The sequence below is a fragment of the Thermotoga neapolitana DSM 4359 genome (assembly GCF_000018945.1).
GTDB classification, from domain to species: Bacteria; Thermotogota; Thermotogae; order Thermotogales; family Thermotogaceae; genus Thermotoga; species Thermotoga neapolitana.
On the sequence record NC_011978.1, the window covers coordinates 1,388,612 to 1,409,865 of the forward strand.

General features: G+C 48.7%; 22 protein-coding genes. 7 read left to right on the forward strand and 15 right to left on the reverse strand.

Annotation, left to right across the window (positions count from 1 at the left end):
• Positions 1 to 4: 4 nt before the first annotated feature.
• From CTN_RS07095 to CTN_RS07105, 3 genes are read right to left on the reverse strand one after another with little or no spacing between them, the layout of a single operon-like run.
• On the reverse strand, positions 5 to 688 hold the full coding sequence (locus CTN_RS07095) for a type 1 glutamine amidotransferase (RefSeq protein ID WP_015919887.1): 684 nt from the start codon (positions 686 to 688) through the stop codon (positions 5 to 7).
• Between the two features lies 1 nt (position 689).
• Positions 690 to 1,487: a LiaF transmembrane domain-containing protein gene (locus tag CTN_RS07100; RefSeq protein WP_015919888.1), complete on the reverse strand. Its 798-nt coding sequence runs from the start codon at positions 1,485 to 1,487 to the stop codon at positions 690 to 692.
• Positions 1,484 to 1,861 (reverse strand): PspC domain-containing protein, encoded by a 378-nt coding sequence (locus CTN_RS07105; RefSeq protein WP_041437759.1) that lies wholly within the window; start codon positions 1,859 to 1,861, stop codon positions 1,484 to 1,486. Before CTN_RS07105 ends, CTN_RS07100 begins: the two co-directional genes overlap by 4 nt.
• 89 nt (positions 1,862 to 1,950) lie before the next feature.
• Between CTN_RS07105 and zwf the strand changes: the two genes are divergently transcribed.
• Genes zwf through CTN_RS07140 form a run of 7 tightly spaced genes read left to right on the forward strand, consistent with a single transcriptional unit; the run spans position 1,951 to position 9,529 of the window.
• Positions 1,951 to 3,450 carry a glucose-6-phosphate dehydrogenase gene (gene zwf / locus CTN_RS07110; RefSeq protein WP_015919890.1) on the forward strand — a complete coding sequence of 500 codons (1,500 nt, stop codon included), beginning with the start codon at positions 1,951 to 1,953 and terminating at the stop codon, positions 3,448 to 3,450.
• The gene (gene pgl / locus CTN_RS07115; RefSeq protein ID WP_015919891.1) at positions 3,435 to 4,094 is read left to right on the forward strand and encodes a 6-phosphogluconolactonase; all 660 of its coding nucleotides are present in this window, start codon (positions 3,435 to 3,437) and stop codon (positions 4,092 to 4,094) included. The genes zwf and pgl overlap by 16 nt, the downstream gene beginning before the upstream one ends.
• A gap of 25 nt (positions 4,095 to 4,119) precedes the next feature.
• A complete protein-coding gene (locus tag CTN_RS07120; RefSeq protein ID WP_015919892.1) occupies positions 4,120 to 5,025 on the forward strand; it encodes an ABC transporter permease in 906 nt (301 codons plus the stop codon).
• A complete protein-coding gene (locus CTN_RS07125; protein WP_015919893.1) occupies positions 5,022 to 5,993 on the forward strand; it encodes an ABC transporter ATP-binding protein in 972 nt (323 codons plus the stop codon). The genes CTN_RS07120 and CTN_RS07125 overlap by 4 nt, the downstream gene beginning before the upstream one ends.
• Positions 5,980 to 6,957: an ABC transporter ATP-binding protein gene (locus CTN_RS07130; protein ID WP_038067824.1), complete on the forward strand. Its 978-nt coding sequence runs from the start codon at positions 5,980 to 5,982 to the stop codon at positions 6,955 to 6,957. Before CTN_RS07125 ends, CTN_RS07130 begins: the two co-directional genes overlap by 14 nt.
• Positions 6,958 to 6,972: 15 nt before the next feature.
• On the forward strand, positions 6,973 to 8,478 hold the full coding sequence (locus CTN_RS07135; RefSeq protein ID WP_038067826.1) for an ABC transporter substrate-binding protein: 1,506 nt from the start codon (positions 6,973 to 6,975) through the stop codon (positions 8,476 to 8,478).
• A gap of 43 nt (positions 8,479 to 8,521) precedes the next feature.
• Positions 8,522 to 9,529 (forward strand): ABC transporter permease, encoded by a 1,008-nt coding sequence (locus CTN_RS07140; RefSeq protein ID WP_038067828.1) that lies wholly within the window; start codon positions 8,522 to 8,524, stop codon positions 9,527 to 9,529.
• 21 nt (positions 9,530 to 9,550) lie between these two features.
• Here CTN_RS07140 and CTN_RS07145 read toward each other — a convergent pair whose 3' ends face one another.
• The 12 genes from CTN_RS07145 to CTN_RS07200 form a co-directional block, all read right to left on the reverse strand.
• Entirely contained in the window at positions 9,551 to 10,750 is a 1,200-nt protein-coding gene (locus CTN_RS07145; RefSeq protein ID WP_015919897.1) for an NADP-dependent isocitrate dehydrogenase, read from the reverse strand.
• 72 nt (positions 10,751 to 10,822) lie between these two features.
• The gene (locus CTN_RS07150) at positions 10,823 to 11,485 is read right to left on the reverse strand and encodes a thioredoxin family protein (protein WP_015919898.1); all 663 of its coding nucleotides are present in this window, start codon (positions 11,483 to 11,485) and stop codon (positions 10,823 to 10,825) included.
• Between the two features lie 15 nt (positions 11,486 to 11,500).
• Entirely contained in the window at positions 11,501 to 12,151 is a 651-nt protein-coding gene (locus tag CTN_RS07155) for a cytochrome c biogenesis CcdA family protein (protein WP_015919899.1), read from the reverse strand.
• 79 nt (positions 12,152 to 12,230) lie between these two features.
• Positions 12,231 to 12,878 (reverse strand): CBS domain-containing protein, encoded by a 648-nt coding sequence (locus tag CTN_RS07160; RefSeq protein WP_015919900.1) that lies wholly within the window; start codon positions 12,876 to 12,878, stop codon positions 12,231 to 12,233.
• Positions 12,879 to 12,889: 11 nt separating this feature from the next.
• Positions 12,890 to 13,609, reverse strand: a complete 720-nt coding sequence (locus tag CTN_RS07165; RefSeq protein WP_038067831.1) for an ABC transporter ATP-binding protein — start codon at positions 13,607 to 13,609, stop codon at positions 12,890 to 12,892.
• Positions 13,602 to 14,456 (reverse strand): ABC transporter ATP-binding protein, encoded by an 855-nt coding sequence (locus CTN_RS07170; RefSeq protein WP_015919902.1) that lies wholly within the window; start codon positions 14,454 to 14,456, stop codon positions 13,602 to 13,604. Before CTN_RS07170 ends, CTN_RS07165 begins: the two co-directional genes overlap by 8 nt.
• Positions 14,453 to 15,529, reverse strand: coding sequence for a branched-chain amino acid ABC transporter permease (locus tag CTN_RS07175; RefSeq protein WP_038067833.1), 1,077 nt, complete (start codon positions 15,527 to 15,529; stop codon positions 14,453 to 14,455). Before CTN_RS07175 ends, CTN_RS07170 begins: the two co-directional genes overlap by 4 nt.
• The gene (locus CTN_RS07180; protein ID WP_041437860.1) at positions 15,529 to 16,428 is read right to left on the reverse strand and encodes a branched-chain amino acid ABC transporter permease; all 900 of its coding nucleotides are present in this window, start codon (positions 16,426 to 16,428) and stop codon (positions 15,529 to 15,531) included. Before CTN_RS07180 ends, CTN_RS07175 begins: the two co-directional genes overlap by 1 nt.
• Positions 16,429 to 16,505: 77 nt before the next feature.
• Positions 16,506 to 17,618: an ABC transporter substrate-binding protein gene (locus CTN_RS07185; RefSeq protein ID WP_015919905.1), complete on the reverse strand. Its 1,113-nt coding sequence runs from the start codon at positions 17,616 to 17,618 to the stop codon at positions 16,506 to 16,508.
• A gap of 175 nt (positions 17,619 to 17,793) precedes the next feature.
• The gene (locus CTN_RS07190) at positions 17,794 to 19,065 is read right to left on the reverse strand and encodes a hypothetical protein (RefSeq protein ID WP_015919906.1); all 1,272 of its coding nucleotides are present in this window, start codon (positions 19,063 to 19,065) and stop codon (positions 17,794 to 17,796) included.
• On the reverse strand, positions 19,055 to 20,293 hold the full coding sequence (locus tag CTN_RS07195; protein WP_015919907.1) for a DUF58 domain-containing protein: 1,239 nt from the start codon (positions 20,291 to 20,293) through the stop codon (positions 19,055 to 19,057). Before CTN_RS07195 ends, CTN_RS07190 begins: the two co-directional genes overlap by 11 nt.
• Positions 20,290 to 21,216, reverse strand: coding sequence for an AAA family ATPase (locus tag CTN_RS07200; RefSeq protein ID WP_015919908.1), 927 nt, complete (start codon positions 21,214 to 21,216; stop codon positions 20,290 to 20,292). The genes CTN_RS07195 and CTN_RS07200 overlap by 4 nt, the downstream gene beginning before the upstream one ends.
• Positions 21,217 to 21,254 lie beyond the last annotated feature (38 nt).

The window sequence follows — 21,254 nt, forward strand, 5'->3', positions numbered from 1 at the left end:
CTCCTCAGCTCTTCACTATCCTTTCCAGAAGGGATCTCAAAAGATATTTCAGGTTTTTCTCTTCTTTCTCTGCCGTTTCAAGAAGAACTCCAGGATTTATCTTTCTCTCTTCGAGTTCTTTTCTGTATGCCTCTATCCAGCGTTTCATGGTTCTGGCTCCAACCTCTATGTGGAACTGAAGCCCGACGGCCTTTTCATAGACGAATCCCTGATTTTCGTACCTTTCGGAGGTGAAGACCCTGGTCGCTCCATCTGGAAGATCGAAGGTGTCCCCGTGCCACTGAAACACCAGCAGCCTGTCTGGAAACTCCTCAAAGAGGTCATCATCAGAGACCTTTTCAACGAAAAACCAGCCTATTTCCTCTCCATTTTTCCCTCTGTAGACGTTTGCTCCAAGGACTCTGGCAAGCATCTGGGATCCCAGACAGATTCCAAGGAACGGGATTTCTTTTTTCAGAGTCTCTTCTATCAACTGGAATTCGTACTTCAGGAAAGGATATTTCTCTTCTTCGTAGGCTCCCATGTACCCTCCAAGGAGCACCACGAGGGAGTACTCCTCAACAGGTCTTTCGAGTCTTTCCCCTTCTGGAGTGTCCAGGTATTCAAAACTCCAGTTCTTCTCTTTGAAGATGTCTTCCATCATACCAAGGTCCTCTATTTTGACGTGTCTGACGGCAAGAACTTTCACACTAGACGCCTCCTTCAAGATGGATGCGGAAGACACCATCCTTCAAGTTGAAAAAGAGTCTGGGATTGAGACTGGATTCGACGAGGCTTCCTTCGATGGTTTTCAAAAGAAGGCCGTCTCTTTTCTCGACAAAATAAGACGTCCCATTCGGTACTCTGAACAAAGCCTCCAGAACACAATCTTCCGCTTCGAAGTAGAGAGGAACGGTCACTTTTCGAAAGTCGAATTTCACGTTCAGAACGCAGTCTTTCACTTCTACGCGCGTGAACCTGTTTTCTTCGAACTCACCCTTCACCGTGAAAGCCCCTTCTTCGAAAGAAAGTTCGAACGTGTCCTCTGGTACTTCGATCTCCACCGTCTTTGGACCAAATCTTTTCCAGGGAGAGCCTTCCACGACCAGATTCGATCCTGATTTCGACACCTCCACCCCGTAGGACGTGGACACTCTGAACTTCTCACCCTCGGAGAACCTAACCGTGAATCCTCCGTTTCTGAACGAGATTTTCTCCACACCCGTGAACACCTGAGACCTTTCAGTCACCGAAGAAGATTCATAGGGCCACACAAGAAGCAGTACCAGAAAGGCAGTGAACACTCCAACACTAAGAAAATACAGCCATCTTTTTTTCAGGCCAAGATAGAGAAAATAAACCCCGGCGGTTATCAAAAGCATGGGCCAGAACAGGCTCAGGTTTTGAAATATCCTTGCAAAAAACGAAAAGGTGAGAAAATCCAGGAACGTAGTCAAAAGGAGAAGAACACCGATGAAGACAAGAAATATACCGAATATCACCCTCATTTTTCATTCCTCCTCAAAAGAAGAAGAACACCAAATATCAGCAGCAAAACGGCTAGGACCACCTTCCAGGATACACTGAACAGAAAGGGAACGAACGCTGAAACAAGAAGAACTACTCCAAGGAAAACGAGTAAACCTCCAAGAAGAACCTTCAACCCTTCCGTGTTTTGAGATGGTTCGGCCTCCTCTCCATCTTTTTCCTCCGGCATGATCAGCCATGCGACAATGTAGAGCAAAAGGCCAGCACCCCAGGCGAGTGTGATGAGTACCCAGATGAGCCTCACAAGTGTGGGATCGACTCCAAAATACTCGGCGATTCCACCGCAGACACCCGCTATGATCCTGTTCTTTTTCGATCTTTTCAGCTGATTCATAAACATCCCCCCTTTTAGGGAATTCTAACACAGAAGAAATTAGATTTTCCTTATTTTATGGTAAAATTCTTCCCAAAGAAGGTGAGACGATGAGGTGCAGACTGGGACTGAAAGAATGCCCGAAAAACGATGCGGGAATCCTTCGTTGTTTTCCAAAAATCGAACAACCCTTTGGAATGGTGATATTCGGTGCTTCGGGTGATCTGACGAAACGAAAACTCGTTCCGGCACTGAACAGGTTGTTTGAAGCCGAAATCTTACCGGAGCGCTTCTTTGTTCTCGGTGCAGCAAGAACGAGGATGGGTGATGAGGAATTCAGATCCAGATTCAACACCCAGCCCGATCTTCTGAAACGCTTCAGCTACACAAGGGTAGACTATCAAAACCCCGATACCTTTAAGTCGCTGAAAAGAGTCGTTGACGACCTCATGAAAAGATTCGGAGTCAGGAATTTGATCTTCTACCTCTCTGTTCCACCCGATGTGTACGTTCCCATAATCGAAAACCTCTCAAAGGCCGGCTTGAACACAGAAACATCCCGCATTGTGATAGAAAAACCGTTTGGAAAGGACCTGAAATCCGCAAGAGAACTGGAGCAGGTGCTTCAGAGATCCTTTGGTGAACACCAGATATTCAGGATCGATCATTACCTTGGAAAGGAAACCGTTCAAAACATCCTGGTGTTCAGGTTCGCAAACTTCATATTCGAGGAGATATGGAACAACAAGTTCGTGGATCACGTTCAGATCACGATAGCAGAGGGTATCGGTGTGGAACACAGGGCGGGATATTTTGAAAACACAGGACTTCTCAGAGACATCTTTCAAAACCACATGCTTCAGATCCTCGCACTCATCACCATGGAACCTCCTTCTTCCTTCAACGGGGAAAGCTTCAGAAGTGAAAGGGTGAAACTTCTCAGATCTATCAGACCGTTTCCCGTGGAAGATCTCGAAAACTGGATCGTCAGGGGACAGTACGGAAGAGGAACTGTGAACGGAAGAGTCGTTCCCGCTTATAGAGAAGAGCCGGGGGTGTCGAAGAATTCCAGTGTCGAAACGTTTGTTGCCATGAAACTCTTCATAGACAACTGGAGATGGAGCGGCGTGCCCTTCTACCTGAGGGCGGGAAAGCGACTTCCAAAGAAAGTGACGGAGGTGGCGGTGGTTTTCAAGAGGATTCCGCACTCGATATTCCCCAACGTACCCTCAAAAGACCTCGAACCCAACACGATCATTTTCACCATACAACCAAACGAGGCGATCTCTCTGGAGTTTCAGGTGAAAAGACCATGTCCCGGTATGACCCCTCAACTTCTCAGTATGGACTTCAGATACGAGGACTACTTCGGAGTGAAACTCCCGGACGCCTACGAAAGACTTCTTCTGGATGTGATACTCGGGGATACGACGCTTTTCATGAGAAGGGATGATCTTGAAGTCTCATGGGAACTCCTCGATCCTGTTTTGAAGGCATGGGAGAGCGATCCGGTGCGCTTCGAACCTCACATCTATCCATCCGGAACCTGGGGCCCGAAGGAAGCAGATCTTCTCATAGAAAGGGATGGCAGAAGATGGCGAAGACCGTGATATACGTACTCGATGAAGGATACATCGAATTCGCTGTAGAAAAAATCCACGGAAAGTTGAAAAAACTCCTCGAAGAAAAAGAGAGGATCTATGTCGTTCTGGCAGGAGGGAAGACCCCTCTTCCCGTTTATGAAAGACTGGCAGATCTGAACCTCCCATGGAACCGCATTCATTTCTTCTTGAGCGATGAACGGTACGTTCCTCTCGACTCGGATCAGAGCAACTTCAAAAACATAAACGGGGTTCTTTTCAGTAGAATAGAAGTCCCCTCCGAAAACATCCACTTCGTTGATACCTCCCTTCCTGTTGAGAAAGCCTGTGAAAGGTACGAGATGGAGATAAGAACGGCAGGTCAATTCGATCTTTCCATCCTCGGAATGGGGCCTGATGGACACGTTGCCTCCATTTTCGATCCGAAGACGGGAAAGATTGAAAGAGCGGTAACCTTCACCCCGCCGTCTGGCGATCCGATGGTTCCAAGGATCACCATGACCTTCAGGGCTTTGAACTCCTCCCGGTACGTCCTTTTTCTCATCAGGGGAAAAGAGAAAAAGAACAGACTGGCCGACATCCTGAAAGGAGTACCACTTTCCGCAAGTTTCGTGAAAGGCAGAGAGAAAACCGTCTGGTTCGTGGAGGAATAATTCGGAATTTGAAGGTTATTCCAATATGTGGTATTATTATGAAAAAAGAAAAGCGAGGTCGGGGACAGTGATCTCTGAAAGAATCTTTAAACCAGCCTTCAAATTGTTCAAGCGACGAACAGGTTTGCTGGCTTTCATTGGAATGGTCATTCTTCTGTTCTACGTCTTTCTTGCAATCTTTGCACCGCTCATCGCACCCTATGATCCCACCGTTCGTGTGGGAAGGTCCCTTCAACCTCCTTCTGAGAAGCACCTGTTCGGAACGGACAACCTTGGTCGTGACATCTTCAGCAGGGTTATATACGGCTCAAGGATCGCCCTCATGGTGGCGTTCTTTGCCGTTCTCATAGCGTCTGCCATAGGTATTCCTCTGGGACTCCTTTCCGGTTACATCGGAGGTATTTTTGATCGCGTTTTGACTCTAGTGATGGACGCTATCTACTCTTTTCCTGGTCTGATCCTTGCCATAGCGGTCGCAGCAGTGCTGGGACCGGGGATAATGAACATAGCCGTTTCCATAGCCGTTGTCTATGCTCCCACCTATTTCAGGGTGGTCAGGAACCAGGTTGCAAGCGTGAAAAACGAACTCTACGTGGAGGCGGCAAGAGCCCTCGGTGCGAGGGACTGGGAGATCCTCGTGAAATACGTGCTTCCCAACGTGCTTCCCTCTGTTGTGGTGGTCCTCTCCATGAACCTTGCGGATGCGATCATGACGGAAGCAGGTCTCAGCTTCCTTGGACTTGGAATAGCACCTCCCACCCCGGACTGGGGATTCGATCTGAGCAACGGTCAGAGGTTCATCCTGAGCAGGGCCTGGTGGGGCGTTCTGTTTCCTGGTCTTGCCATCATCACGTCCGTTCTTGGCTTTTCCATGTTCAGCGAGGGAATGAGTGAGATCATAAACCCGAACGTTGGGGAGAGAAGCAAATGAAGGTGCTCGAATTGAAGAACGTAAGCGTGAGGTATCGAACGGAGAAGGGTTTTGTAAGGGCTGTTGAGAATGTTTCTTTCGACCTGGAGAAGGGAGAAACGCTGGGACTTGTTGGTGAGTCCGGCTGTGGAAAATCGACCCTCGGCTTTGCCATCATGAAACTTCTTCCAGAGGGAACCATCGTGGAAGGAAGTATAAAGGTGGACGGAATAGATGTTTCTTCGCTGTCGAACGAGGAGATGAGGAAAATCAGAGGTTCGAAGGTTTCCATGATATTCCAGGATCCGATGACATCGCTCAACCCAATCCTCAGAATAGGAGACCACTTTGTGGAGATGATACTCACACACAGGCCCGATCTCAGTGAAGAAGAGGCCAGAGAACTTGCGGCTAGTGCCCTTGAAGACGTTGGTATAAACAGAAACAGGTTGAGGGATTATCCGTTTCAGTTCAGCGGCGGCATGAGGCAGAGGGTGATGATCGCTCTCTCCATAGTTCTGAATCCAGCCGTTCTGATAGCGGACGAGCCCACAACGTCTCTGGACGTGATCGTACAGGCCCAGATAATGGAGCTACTTGAGAAACTCTCCAGAGAACACAGCACATCCATGATACTGATAACCCACGACATGGGACTGGTCGCCGAAGCGGCAGATAGAATCGGTGTGATGTACGCAGGCCATCTGGTGGAACTGGCAACCAAGGAAAGGATCTTCACCGAGCCCCTTCATCCCTACACAGTGGCACTGCTGGAGTCCATACCGAACACCGATATAAACGACAGGGAACTGAAGTACATACCTGGCTCTCCCCCCGATCTGTCGAATCCACCGAAGGGTTGTAGATTCGCTCCAAGGTGTGAAAAGGCGATGAAGATCTGTCGAGAAAAAGAGCCTCCGGAGTTCGAAGTGGACGGAACGCGTGTGAAATGCTGGCTCTATGGAGGAGATCGGAATGGCTCTGATTGAAGTGAAAGACCTGAAGAAGCACTTTCCTGTAAGGCGCGGACCGATCGATGCGATACTGAGAAAACCAAAAAAGTACGTGAAAGCGGTCGATGGTGTGAGTTTTCGTATCGAAGAAGGAAAGAGTCTGGGACTGGTGGGGGAGTCCGGTTCCGGAAAGACCACAACCGGTAGAGTAATTCTGAGACTGGAAGAGCCGACTGCTGGCACAATACTGTTCGATGGAAAAGACATCACGAAACTCTCAAAGGAAGAGATGAGAAAACTCAGAAAGGAAATGCAGATCATCTTCCAGGATCCGATGGCCTCGCTTAATCCGTACATGAGGGTGGGAAAAGCAATAGAACACGCCCTTGAGATACACGGAATCGGTGACAGGTCATCGAGGAAGGAAATGGTTCTCGAGATGCTCAAGAAGGTCAACCTGGAGCCCGCAGAGGAGTTCTACAGAAGATACCCGAGGGAACTCTCAGGGGGACAGAGACAGAGGGTGGTCATAGCACGCGCCCTGATTTTGAAACCCCGCTTTGTGGTCGCCGATGAGGCGGTGGCCATGCTCGACGTGTCCGTGAGGTCTCAACTGCTGAAACTTCTTCAGGATCTTCGAAAAGAGTTCAACCTCACCATGCTCTTCATCACACACGACCTTGCCACAACGAAGTACGTGTGCGACGAGATCGCCGTTATGTACCTTGGAAAGATAGTGGAGATAGGCAGTTTCGAAGACATCTATGTGAACCCAAAACATCCTTACACCCAGGCACTCATCTCTGCGGTGCCCGAGCCCACGCTCAAGAAAAAGAAAAAGTTCATACCCGAAGGAGAAACCCCAAACCCTATAGACGTTCCATCTGGATGCAGGTTCCATCCCAGGTGCCCCTACAGAATGGATGTTTGTACAGAAGAGGAACCTCAGCTCAAGGTGGTCGAAGGAAATCACAGAGTGGCGTGTCATCTCTACACTTGAAGGGAGGTAGTGGGTATGAAAAGGCTTGTCTGGTTGTTTCTGGTTCTGGCGGTGACTCTTTCTTTTGCAGCAAAGGACATCATCGTGGTGGGTACCACGGACAAGATCAGAACTCTCGATCCTGCAAACTGCTATGACTACTTCTCCTCGAACATACTCCAGAACGTCCTGGTCGGTCTGGTTGACTACGAGATAGGAACCAGCAACCTGAAACCGGTGCTCGCAGAAAGATGGGAAGTCGATGAAACGGGAACGGTCTACACCTTCTATCTGAGAAAAGACGCAAAGTTCGAGGATGGAACACCGATCGATGCACACGTGTTCAAGTATTCCTTCGACAGGGTTATGAGACTCAACGGAGATCCCGCATTTTTGCTTTCGGACATAGTCGAAAAAACGGAAGTGGTGGACGATTACACGTTCCGTGTAACACTGAAGTACCCGTTCTCCGCGTTCGTCTCCGTTCTTGGCTACACCGTGGCCTATCCGGTGAATCCAAAGGTTTATCCAGCCGATTCCTTCTACGAAGGGATACCTTCGGCCTCTGGGCCTTACAGGATCAAAGAGTGGATCAGAGACGTGAGGATCGTTCTTGAGGCCAATCCGAACTACTTCGGTGAAAAGCCAAAGACAAAGACCATCGTGATCAACTTCTACGAGAGTGCCTCCACCCTCAGACTGGCACTCGAAACAGGAGAGATCGACGTTGCATACAGGCATCTCGATCCAAGGGATATCATCGATCTTGAGGGAAGAGAGGACATTGTTGTCTACAAAGGAAACAGCCCGCAAATAAGATATCTCGTGATAAACGTGACACAGCCTCCGTTCGACAACGTGAAAGTGAGACAGGCACTCGCCTATGCGGTCAACAGGTCTGTCATCGTCGAGGACGTGTTTGCAGGGCTTGCAAAACCGCTGTACTCGATGATTCCAGAAGGCATGTGGGGACACAAGAGTGTCTTCCCTGAGAGAGATCTGGAAAAAGCAAAAGCATTACTCAAAGAGGCTGGCTACGACGAAAACAACCCGCTCGTGATCGATCTCTGGTACACACCCACACACTACGGAACAACGGAGGCGGACGTTGCACAGGTGTTGAAAGAATCCCTCGAGGAAACCGGCGTCATAAAGGTGAACCTGAAGTACGCCGAATGGTCCACCTACGTGGAATATTTCCTGAACGGTACCATGGGACTGTTCCTGCTTGGTTGGTATCCGGATTATCTCGACCCAGATGACTACGTGTGGCCCTTCCTGAGCGAAAGTGGTGCAAAATCTCTGGGAAGTTTCTATTCGAATCCCGAAGTGGAAAACCTCATGATAGAAGCCAGAAAGCTCACCGATCAGGAAAAGAGAGCCGAGATCTACTACAAGGTCCAGGAGATCCTCGCCAGGGACGTTCCCTACATACCGCTCTGGCAGGGTGTTGCCACCTGTGCAGCGAAAAAGCAGGTGAAGGGGATCCTGCTTGAGCCCACACAGATATTCAGATACTACATACTCTACTGGGAAGAGTGAGTAATGCCGCCCCCCCTGGGGGCGGCTTTCTGGAGGTGCCGTGATGTCCCTGAAGAACTACGTGATAACAAGGATCGTTCTTGCTGTTCCGATGATTTTCATCCTGCTTGCTCTGATATTTTTGATTCTCAGGATCATACCTGGTGATCCTGTGCTCGCCATCCTCGGAGGAAAGGCTCCAAAGGAAGTGATAGAACAGAAAAGGCACGAACTGGGCCTGGACAAACCCATCGTTGTTCAGTTCTTCGACTACATCGGAGATCTTTTAAGGGGTGACCTCGGGAAATCCACACTGACCGGAAGACCCATCTGGGATGAGATCAAAGAGAGGTTTCCCGCAACGCTGGAACTCACACTTTTTTCCTTTGTTATAGCCGTCCTTGTTGGTATCTTCTGGGGAAGTTTTGCCGCGTACAGAAGAGACAGCGGTATCGACATAGGTGCCAGGATGTTCTCGATGGTGATGTACGCCGTCCCGGTGTTCTGGTTTGGTCTCATGATGCAGTATGTTTTCGGTGTTGTTCTGAGATGGCTTCCCGTGGGAGGAAGGATCTCCCCCACAATCGATCTGAAGGTGATAACGGGTATCTATTCGATAGATGCTCTTCTGACAGGAAACTGGGAGGCTCTGAAAGATGTCTTCGAACACCTATTTCTTCCGGGACTCACACTCGGTCTTGTGATCTCCAGTATCTTCGTTCGCATGGTGAGAAACAACACCGTTTTGACGCTGGCTCAGGATTTCGTGAAGGCGGCTCGTGCCCGCGGATTGAAGGAAAGGGTGGTTCTGTTCAGATACGCCCTCAAGAACGCTCTGGTTCCCATATTCACCATGATGGGTCTTCAGTTTGCACTCCTTCTGGGAGGAGCGGTCCTCACCGAGACCACCTTCTCGTGGCCTGGCCTTGGAAGCTATCTTGTTATGAAGATCAGATACAGAGATTTCCCTGCCATTCAGGGAACGGTGGTCTTCTTCGCACTGATCGTCGTGGTGATAAGTATCCTCGTGGATGTGATAAACGCCCTGATAGATCCAAGGGTGAGATATTGAAAAAGAGCGGGAAGGCCCCGCTCACAGAAGTTCTTCCAGGTTCTTTTTCACCTCTTTTATGAACTCCTCCAGCGTCACGTACCTGTCGATGGGTGGGTCTGTGAAGGGCTGAAGGTCCTTTGTGATCACACCAGACTCTATGGTGTTTATGACGGCTTTTTCCAGTTTGTCTGCGAAATCACACACCTCGGGTGTGTTGTCGAGTTCTCCCCTTTTTCTTATCGCACCTGTCCAGGCAAAGATGGATGCGGTTGGATTCGTCGAGGTCTTTTCACCCTTCAGATATCTGTAGTAGTGTCTTCTAACCGTGCCGTGGGCGGCTTCGAACTCGTAGACACCATCGGGCGAGACGAGAACAGATGTCATGAGCCCAAGGCTTCCAAAACCAGCGGCGATCATATCGGACATGATGTCTCCTTCGTAGTTCATACAGGCCCAGAGCATTCCTCCTTCACTTCTCAGGATCTGAGCGGCTGCGTCGTCGATGAGCATGTACCTGTAGTTCACCCCAGCCTTTTCGAGGTCTTCCTTTCTTCTGTCCACCTCTTCCTGAAAGATGTCCTTGAAGTACGCGTGGTAGACCTTCGAGATCGTGTCCTTCGTTGCAAACCAGATGTCCACCTTTTCCGAAATAGCGTAGTTGATACATGAACGTGCAAAACTCCTGATGGATTTCTCTAGATTGTGCATTGCCATCACAACACCGTTTCCTTCGAACCTGTGGACCAGCAGGACTTTGTTTTCCCTGTTCTTCACGACAAGTTCCACTTCTGCAGGGCCTTCTACTTTTGCTTCCACCGCGTTGTATATGTCTCCGTAGGCGTGTCTTCCTATGATGATGGGCTTTTTCCAGCGCTTTACAAGGGGTGGGACGTTCTTCACCATGATGGGCTTTCTGAAAACAGTGCCATCGAGGTAGGCTCTGATCGTGGCGTTTGGACTCTTCCAGGCCTTCTTCAGGTTGTACTCCTTCACCCTTTCCGCGTCAGGCGTGATCGTTGCACATTTCACACCGACCCCGTATTTCTTGATCGCCTTTGCCGCCTCGATCGTTATCTGATCGTCTGTTTCGTCCCTCTTTTTTATCCCAAGATCGAAGTAAATCAGAGGGATGTCAAGATAGGGAAGGATGAGTTCTTCCTTGATCATCTTCCACATCACGCGCGCCATCTCGTCACCATCGAGCTCGACTATGGGATTTTTGACCTTTATCTTCTCCACGCTTCGTACCTCCCTTTCTGTGATGTTTTCTAGAACTAATGATAACAGATCCTACGCGATGTTCTTAGGATTTTAATCTTTGATCAGAAGAATTCTCATCGCTCCCATGTCTTTGAGCTTGCTCGCCAAACCAGAATCTTCTGTTACATACACTCTGTCTTTTCTCACCTCATCCGGTACACTCTCCACCTTCACAGCGTTCTTGTCCTTTTTCAGAACAAAGTCTGCATCTTCTTTGGAAACTTCGATGATCACCGGCTCTCCCACGAATGGATCGTTCTTTTTCATGTAAGACTCGAAGTCCTCTTTCAATTCCTGAGCAACGTATTTCAGTATCTTTATGAACATGTCCTTTTCCACGTAACCGGGAAGGTACCCAAGGTATTTTTTCCCCTTGAAGAAAAAGAACGTGGGTGTTCCCCTCACACCAAACCCTTGGAAGAGTTCTCTGTAAGAAAGAGAGGGCTCGTTCAAAACTTCACTCGCAAAGAGCGTTGTCTTCTCGTCGGTAGCGTAAATTTCTGCCAGAACGAAGTTTGGCACGAGGATCTCCTGAAAGTCTTCTTTTGGAAGAACTTCCTTTTTGAACAGGTTGCAGTAATAGCAGGTCGGACTCGAGAACATGATGATGAGTTTTCTCTGTGTGATGTTTGAAAGTCTGTAAGCGTCGTCCAGACTGAGAGCGAAGGATAAAACACCAAAAAAGATCAGCATGAACATTACAAATTTTCTCACAGTATCATCCTCCCATCAGTACGTGATGAACTTTCCTGAAAGTATGAGTATTCCAACAAAAATGAGAGAAGAAGCCCCCACCATCTTCAACACTCTCATCCACACAGGTTTTCTGAAACCGATACGATTCAAAAGCCTGTTGACAAATCCCCCAGCCAGAACGAACGGAATCGATATTCCAAGTGAGTAGAGAAAAAGAAGTACACCACCTTTTACCGGCTCTTTCCCGCTTGCCACGATGGCAAGTATGCTTCCCAGGATGGGACTCGAGCAGGGAATCCACACAAGGCCAACGCTTCCTCCGAGAAGAAAGCCATTGAGAAATCCTCCACCTCTGAACTTCCAAACGTTTGGACCTTTCTTCACTTTCATGACTTCAACGTCGAACAGGTAGAGCAGGCCAAAGACTACAAGGGCGAGTCCAGAAACCCACGTGAGAACGTAGGATGGAACGAAGTTGCCAAAGAGTCCAAAGAGCACTCCCATGAGAGAAAAAAGCGATGAGATCCCAAGGAAAAAACCAAGCAGTTTGAAAAAGTCCCCCTTTGATGAGAACAGCACACCGAAGAAAGCTGGTATCAGTGGAAGAACACATGGACTGAAAAACGCAAGGATCCCATACCCAAGAGCCATCCAGTAACTCACTTCCACAACGAAGAAGGCCATGTTCTCTCTCCTTTTTCTACCAAAAAAGTCTACAATAATTATAGCACAGAATCTCCCCCTCGCGATGAGGGGGATCTGATCAGTTCGAGTAGTAGTACAGGAGTTTCACGTTGATCTCGTCGAGTGACTTTATGAACTTTTCGTGGTCGATGTTTTCGACCCTGAGTGTGGCAAGGTACGAGTCTTTCCCTTCCTCACAGAGTGTTGCAATGGAGATGATGTTTCCACCCGCTTCGTATATCCTCTTTGCCACCTCGAGAAGTTCTCCGGGTCTGTTCGGCATCTCCATCGTGTACCTTATGGTTCCTTCTCTCTTGGTTCCGAATATCTCCACGAAGACCTTAAATATATCGGTCTGAGTGATGATTCCAACGAGCTTTCCCGCATCGTCGACCACTGGGAGCCCGCTTATGTCGCGTTCTTCCATTATCCTTGCCGCGTCTTCTATGGGTGTGTTTTCGTTCACTGTTACAACGTCTTTCGTCATGATCTCTTCCACCTTGAGTTTGGACAGAAGGTAGTGAAGTTCCCACACGTTCAGGGTGGTGGCTTTCGATGGAGAAGCGTAGAGCAGATCTTTCTCCGTCACTATTCCCACGATTCTGTCATCTTTCATCACGATGAGTCGCTTGATTTTGTTCTGTTTCATAAGTTTCAAAGCCTCGTTGAAAGACGTTTCTGGAGCTATGGTGATCGGGTTTCTCGTCATGAAATCCTTGACCAGCATGCTTTCCCCCCTTATGCAACACCAAGGTAGGCTTTTTTGACCATCTCGTTGTCCAGAAGTTCGCTGGCTTTGCCTTCAAGTACGATCCTGCCCGTTTCCAGAACGTATCCGTAGTGGGCTATTTTGAGAGCACCAAGGGCGTTCTGTTCCACAAGAAGAATCGTGGTTCCCTCCTGGTTGATCTTCTGAATGACTTCAAAAACTTCTGAGACCAGTATGGGAGCAAGTCCCAGTGATGGCTCGTCCATCATCAGAAGTTTTGGTCTGCTCATCAGCGCTCTTCCGATCGCAAGCATCTGCTGTTCTCCACCCGAGAGAGTTCCTCCCAGCTGCTTCAGTCTTTCCTTCAGCCTTGGAAAGAGAGAAAAGATCCACTCGAGGTCCCGTTTTATACCGTCCTTGTCTTTTCTGTTGTACGCTCCCATCATGAGGTTTTCGTACACTGTGAGTTCTGGAAAGATCCTTCTTCCCTCCGGAACGAGGGCTATCCCCATTTTGTTTATCACATGGGCAGGCTTGTTCGTGATGTCCTGACCGTTGAAGATGATCTTTCCCTTCTGAGCCTTCACAAGCCCCGCGATGGCAGAGAGGGTGGTTGTTTTTCCCGCTCCGTTTGCACCGATGAGCGTTACTATCTGTCCCCTGGGAACTTTCAAGTCTATCCCCTTGAGGGCGTGTATCGCACCGTAGTAGACGTGCAAAGACTTCACTTCAAGGACAAGATCAGACACTTTCCCACTCCCTTCCAAGGTAGGCCTCTATCACCCTGGGATCGTTCTGTACCTCCTTTGGCGTTCCCTCTGCTATGATTCTGCCATAATCCATCACGATAATTCTCTCACAGATTCCCATGACCACCTTCATGTCGTGTTCTATCAGAAGAACGGTCAGGTTGAAGTCCTTCCTTATCTGTTTTATGAACTCCATGAGATCTTCTGTTTCTTTCGGGTTCATACCCGCGGCGGGTTCATCGAGGAGGATCAGTTTCGGCTTCGTTGCAAGGGCGCGGGCTATCTCCAGTTTTCTCTGATCACCGTATGGAAGCGAAGAGGCTTTCTCGTACATCACCTTTTCCAGTCCCACTCTTCTTATCAGATCCTTTGCCTTCTCCACCATTTCCTTTTCTTTTTTCAGGTACCCGATCTTGGTGACTGCTCTCCAGAACCAGAAACGTCCTTCTCCCTTCTTCTTTTTTCCATGTTTCACCAGGATCCTGTCTGCGTCCGGGTTGGAAAGGATATGGTGCTGTGCCACAAGGACGTTTTCCAGGACAGTCATGTCGGAGAAGAGCCTGATGTTCTGGAAGGTCCTTGCAATTCCAAGGTGTGTGATCTGATAGGGCTTCAGGCCAGTGATGTCGATTCCATCGAAGATGATTCTACCCTTTGTGGGAGTGTATATGCCCGTTATCACGTTGAACACCGTTGTTTTCCCGGCACCGTTTGGCCCTATGAGTCCGACGAGCTCTCCTTCCCTGACCTCGTTTGTGAAATCGTCGACCGCAACAAGCCCGCCGAACTGCATCGTCACATGATCCAGTATGAGAAGGGGTTTTCTCGAAAGATCCGTGACCGTCATTTCTTTTCACCACCTTTGCGACGAGCAAAGAGCCACCGATAGAGGTTGTTCCAGGTGAGTTCCTCTCTTCCCATGATGCCCCTCTGCCAGAAGATCATCACGAGTATGAATATGGCAGATATCACAAGTATCCTCATTCCCTTTATACCGGGAACGTGTATCCCGAAGAACGTGAAAGGCTCTTCCAGATCTCTGAGCCATTCGAAAAGAATCGCAAAGAGTGCCGCTCCTATGAGTGACCCCGAGATGCTACCAAGGCCTCCGAGCACGATCATGATGAGGACGTAGAAGGTGAGCATGGGTCCGAGTGTGGTGATCCTGGGATCTATCGTCGTGAGCCAGTGAGCGTAGAGAGAACCGGAAACTCCTGCAAAGAACGCCCCTATGACGAAAGAGAGAAGCTGGTGTTTGAAGACGTTTATTCCCATAGCTTCTGCCGCTATGCGATCTTCCCTGACAGCCTTCAGGGCTCTACCGTAACTGCTGTTCACGAGGCTTGCCGTGAACAAAACGGTGACAAAAAGCCATCCGTAGCACCACCAGATGTTTGAGTACTCAGGAATTCCCTTCAGCCCCAGCGGGCCGTTTGTGATGCTGATGGCGTTCAGTGCAACGATCCTGATCACTTCGGCAAAACCAAGCGATGCTATGGCAAGATAATCACCGGAGAGCCTCAAAACGGGCCATCCTATGAGAAAGGCAAAGAGCGCAGCCAGAGCTCCCCCTGCTAGAGTGGCAGTGAGAAAATCCGTGTGAACGTTTGCAAGCCACGGAACGATGGGCTCTATTATGAAAGACATCGCTTTCTGTTCGGGTGAAAGCGTAAGAAGCGAGGCAGTGTAGGCACCGATCAGGATGAAACCGGCATGACCAAGCGAGAAAATACCCGTGATACCGTTTATCAGGTTCAAACTCACCGCCATGATCCCGTATATGGCGATGAGTCGCACCACCCTCAGTTTGTAGCTGTCCATGTACCTGTTGGCAAGATAGAGAAGAAAGACCATGAAGAGGACAAAGATGACCGTGAGGATGAAGTTCGTACGTGTTGACAGTCTCTTCTCCATCTCCATCACACCTTTTCCACGATTTTTTTGCCAAGAAGGCCTGACGGTTTAACGAGCAAAATGACTATCAGTATGATGAAAGCAAAAGCATCCCTGTATCCCATAACGGATGGGAAATAGGCCGCAAGGAATATCTCTATGAGTCCAAGAAGAACACCCCCGAGCACGGCTCCGGGGATCGAGCCTATTCCTCCAAAGACCGCGGCAATGAACGCTTTGAGTCCCGGCATGAATCCCATGTAGGGGTGCACGTTCGGAAATCTCATCGCCCACATGATCCCGCTCGCAGCAGCCAGGGCAGAACCGAGGGCGAAGGTGAAACCAATGACGGCGTCCACGTTGACTCCCATCAGGGATGTCGTTGGTATGTCCATGGAAATTGCCCTCATCGCCATTCCGATCTTTGTCCTGTAGACTATGAAGAAGAGCACCACCAGGATGACAGCGGTGATGAATATGACGAGGAACGTGAGAAGGGGGATTCTGGCGCCGGCAACGATCAGCACCTTGTTCAGTATCGTTCTGTCCTTGAAGACGTTCAGAAACGACTTTGGAATGGCACCGAAGATCACAACGGCAAGACTCTCAAGAAAGAAGGAAACTCCAATTGCTGTGATCAGAGCGGAGATCCTCGGAGCGTTCCTCAGAGGTTTGTAAGCCACCCTGTCTATGAGAAATCCAAGAAGTGCCGCACCGAGTATCGCAACAACGGCAGAAAGAAAGGGACTCAACGAGAGAAGGGTGGCAGCGTAAAATGCAAAGTACACTCCCATCATCATCACGTCACCATGGGCGAAGTTGATGAGTCTCAGAATACCGTAGACCATCGTGTAACCTATCGCTATGAGTGCGTAAAGCCCACCGAGCATGATCCCGTTGAAGAGGTTCTGCAGGAAAAATACCACCCTTTCACCTTCCTTTCTCAACTAAATAAAGCGAAGCCCCATATCGGGGCCCCGCCTGACTGGTCTTTTGAGTAGAACTATTGAATATCGGATGGATTTATAATGGCTTCGAAGTCGAAGGTTCCGTTCTTTACCACGTTCACGACCACGGATTTGATGGCATTCCCGTTCTCATCGATGTTGATGATACCCGTTGCTCCCTCGAAGTTTCTTGTCTTTCTGATCTCTTCGGCGATCTTTTCCGTATCGAAACTTCCTGCCCTTTCTATCGCATCGAGAAGGACCATGTACGCATCGTATCCGAGTGCGTTGAGTGCGGCCGGATCTTTTCCGTACTTTTCTCTGTAGGTTTCAACGAACTTCTGGGCAACGGGGTTGCTCGCTGCCTTTGGATGGTAATGGGTGGTGAAGAGAAGCCCTTCCACCGCTTCTCCACCGATTTCGATGAGCTCTGGTGCATCAGCCCCGTCACCGGCGAGGATGTAACCGGTGAAACCAAGTTGTCTTGCCTGTCTTGAGATGAGGGCGATCTCCGGATAGTACCCTGTTATGTAGATCGCATCAGGATTGAACGCCATTGCAACGGAAAGCTGTGCGGAGAAGTCCTGGTCTCCGCTCTTGAAGTACACCCTTTTTACCTGTCCGCCGAGTTCGGTGAACTTGTTTATGAAGAAGTTCGTAAGACCCACGCTGTAGTCCTGTTCGACGTCTGTGAAGACGACCACTCTTTTGACACCAAGGTTTTTGTAGGCAAAGACCGCCATCGCCGCTCCCTGGAACGGATCGATGAAACACACTCTGGAGACGAACTTTCTTCCCTGTGTCACGAGTGGATTCGTGGAAGCGGGTGATATCATCGGGACCTTGTTCTCTTCTGCAAGTGGTGCAATGGCAAGAGAGTGTGCACTTGCAACTTCACCGATTATAGCGAGAACTTTCTCTTTGTCTATAGCCCTTGCCGCTGCGTTGGCTGCCTCCGTCTTTTCACTTCTTGTGTCAAGGAGAACGAGTTCCACTTCTTCCCCGAGAACGGTGGGCTTCTCTTCGTGGGCGATCTGGATTCCTTCCCACACCATCCTTCCGAACGCGGAGATCCCACCCGTCATCGGAAGGATCACACCGATCTTGACCGCAGAAAAGAGACTCACAACCATCAGAGCAAGAAGAACAGTCAAAACGGCTTTCCTCATGATCTTTCCCTCCCCTTTTGAGAATGATTTTTATAAGTATTTTACAGGCTCTCCAGAGAGCCGTCAAGAAATCTTTTTGAATCTTAATTCAAACTTTTCTGTGGGTTAATTTTCTCGTCTTCGATTTTCCTGGGCAATTTTCGATGAATTCTGTTCGTTTTTCTGTTTTGAAGATTTATGCTTCTTTTTGCATATTTTTCTCATGGTTGCTTGTATGATAGCGTTTCAGTTCCTTTTCCGATTCCAGGAAGAGTTTTTTCAATTCGGAAAAGGGAGTTTTTTCTCTCATGCGTGAGTATCTTATTTTTGCAAACTTCTCTGTGAGTTCTCTGAAGTGGTGATACCTTTTTCCTTCTATCAGTTCATATGGGGTGAGGTGGTCCTTTCCAGGGAAAAACCTTTCTCTTAAATACAGATAAGCCTCTTCTACACTGTGGATTTCTTTCCGCTCGGTCTGCTTTTCATCCTCTGGGGATTTTTCCAACTTTTCTTCCACCATCTCTTCTGTTTCCAGTTCACTGTCTGTTGATCTTGTCGTTTTCAGAAAGATCTTGAGTGCGTTATAAAGGATCAGTATTGCCATGACGAAAGTGGCAATGGTCAGAACCCATCTCACACCGTTCCACGAGGGATTTCTTTCGATCTCTACGATGGTTACAGAGGCAGACGGAGAGGAGGAGAGCATCTGACCGATCGGGGTGAGTTCCGGAACACCGATTTCGAGGTTCACGTTCTGGACCACAAGATTCACAAACAGAAAGAAAGCGTACAGAGCTACCACGAGAACGGCAAGAAAAACAAGCACATAGTGGGTAATCTTCATGTTGATACGGACTTTTTTCAGAAAGGCCAGAAAAAGAAAGATCGCACTCGCCGCGACAACCCAGAAGATGATTCCCCACAGTATTCCCATGAGTGGGTTTTCTCCCTGAAAGAACTTTTCCATCATCACAACCACGTTTCTTGTCGACTGCTGTGAAGATTCTGCAATTTCATCTACTTGTTTTCCTCCAAACGAGAGTGAAGGAAGATCGAAGGGCGGAACAAGCATCAGAAGGGGAGAGGCCAGAGCGTACAGGTATCTTCTCTCGTAGAGAAAGTAAAGGGATATCGCTCCAGAAACAAGCGCTGGAGAGAGCGAATTCTTCCCGAAAAATACCATCATTGTAAAGAAAACAAGAAGAGACGGAACCTTCGATCTTTCGTTTTCAAAGTCAGAGAAGATCAGAAAAAGACTGGTGACAAGGGAAGAAATCATGAAATCTTTGTTCTTCAGAACGAGCCAGAAAAGAAACCCGAAGGCCGGAAGGATTATCAGATAGGTTCTGGAAAATCTTTTAAGGGCGATCACCACGGTCACACCGGAGAGTGCCCCCAGAACGAACAGGTCGAAGTGTTTCATACCGGACAGAAAGAGCACGCTTGCGAACAGCACATCAGGGAACACTGTCCAGAGCCTCCTGGAAAGTCATGTTCTCCTTTATCCCTCTCACTATCACGTGGTTTTCCTCCAGTAACTTTGCTTTCTCCAGAAGATCCTGTAGATCTCTTCGCATGAGAAGGTAACTTCTAAAAGGCTTCGTGTTCGGATCTCGCAAACCGTAGGGGATGACAAAAACGATCAGTTTTGAAACTTTTGATCTCACCCTGAGAAGAAGTGGAAGTTCCTGCATGGTCAGATGCACACAAAAGAGCAACACCGTGTCCGATGGATCGAACCTGTGGACTTCCAGAATGTCCCTCGTGTCGAGAGAAGGTGTGTCCGTTCCTTTCACGGTGGCAAGCAGTTCAAAATCTGAAACCCAGTCTTTCTCGTTGTTTTTCCACACCCTCTCACCGATCACCACCAGTTCCACGGGCGTGTGGCTTTCTTTCAACTCTTTCACAACGCTTGCAACGAGTTTCACCGCTTCTTCCTCGTAGTGCTTTCTGAGTTCTTTCCAGACCTCTCCAAGTTCTGCATTTTTGGAAAGGTTCAGATCCAGAAAGATCTTCACTTTTCCAAGAGCGGTGTGATCGTGCTCTTTCACAAGGAGTTTTCCGTACCTTGCGGAGGCCTTCCAGTGTATCCTGTTCATCGGCTCACCGTTGTAATCTCTGAGGCCCTTCAACATCGTGTTGTCTTCCAGAAGTTTCAGTGGGCTCTTTCTGCCAGGAAGCAGTTCTTTCAGGGATTCTTTGTAAAAGGTGATGGGCAGGTATTCTGGAAAGACTATCACTTCGTCCTCCACCTCGAAGACCTTTTGAACGGAGAACATTGCGAATGCGTCTTCAAAGGTGATGGAAAAACCTTTCAAAATCTTCCTTCCACGTGTTCCGTAGGAGAAAATGAACGTCAGTTCCCTCGATGAAAGAGGATCCAGAATTATTCTTTCAGAATCTTTTTTGAAGAACCTGACGGGGGAGAGACTGGGCTGGAGTTTGAGGAAAAGTTTCATGTTTCCTGTGTTAATGATCTTGAACACCATCCTGGCTTTTTCATCCACGAAAAGTCTCGTCTTTGTGATGTATCTTTCTACTTTCAACTTCGGAAGGTTCCTGAGTACAAGAGAGAGGTCGATCCACCTTGTGATGGCAAAGAAAACAAGAAACAGCAGAAGGTTGTTCTGTGTGAGTATCCAGGCCATCACGGAAAAGATCGTGAGAATCACAAGTCCTCTCTTTTTCACCTTCATTCGATCACCTTCACATGATCGAGTATTTCTTTCACTATGTCCTCCTTCTTTTCCCTCTTGAGTCTGGATTCGGCGGACTGGATCACTCTGTGAGGGATCACGTACAGGGCGGCTTTCTTCACGTCGTCTGGAAGGACAAAATCTCTTCCTTCCATGAACGCAAGGGCCATGGAGAAGTGCATGAGGGCTATGCTTCCTCTTGGACTCATACCCAGAAGAAGACTCGAGTGGTTTCTCGTTGCGTTCGCTATATCAACGATGTAACGTTTCACATCGCCGCTGACAAACACGTTCCTCACCGCTTTCTGAAGATCCGTGAGTTCGTCGGGCCCCAGAACCGGTTCCAGATGTTCTACGGGATGGTCCTTTTCCTGAGAGGTGAGCATCTCCATCTCTGCTTTCTCATCTGGATATCCCATCTTCACACAGGTCATGAACCTGTCCAGTTGAGCCTCGGGAAGTGGAAAGGTTCCCTCGTACTCGATGGGATTCTGTGTGGCGATGACGAAGAACCTGTCGGAGAGTCTGTGGGTGATTCCATCCACGGTTACCTGTCCCTCTGCCATCGCTTCGAGAAGGGCAGACTGGGTTCTCGGAGTTGCCCTGTTTATCTCGTCTGCCAGAAGAACATCGGTGAATATGGGTCCTTTTTTGAAAACGAAGTCCTCTTTTTTCCTGTCGTATATGTACAGCCCGGTGAGATCCGTTGGTAAAAGGTCCGGTGTGAACTGAACCCGCTTGAAATCAACCCCCAGCGATATCGCAAGGGATCTTGCGAGCATGGTCTTTCCAACACCCGGCACGTCTTCCATGAGAACATGGCCCTTCGCAAGAAGTGTTGCGACAACCGCTTTTATCGCTTCCCTCTTTCCCTTTATAACTTTTTCGACGTTCAAAATCACTTTTTCGATCTTTTCTCTCACAGAACCACCACCCGATCGGTCGTTTTATAAAGTATATC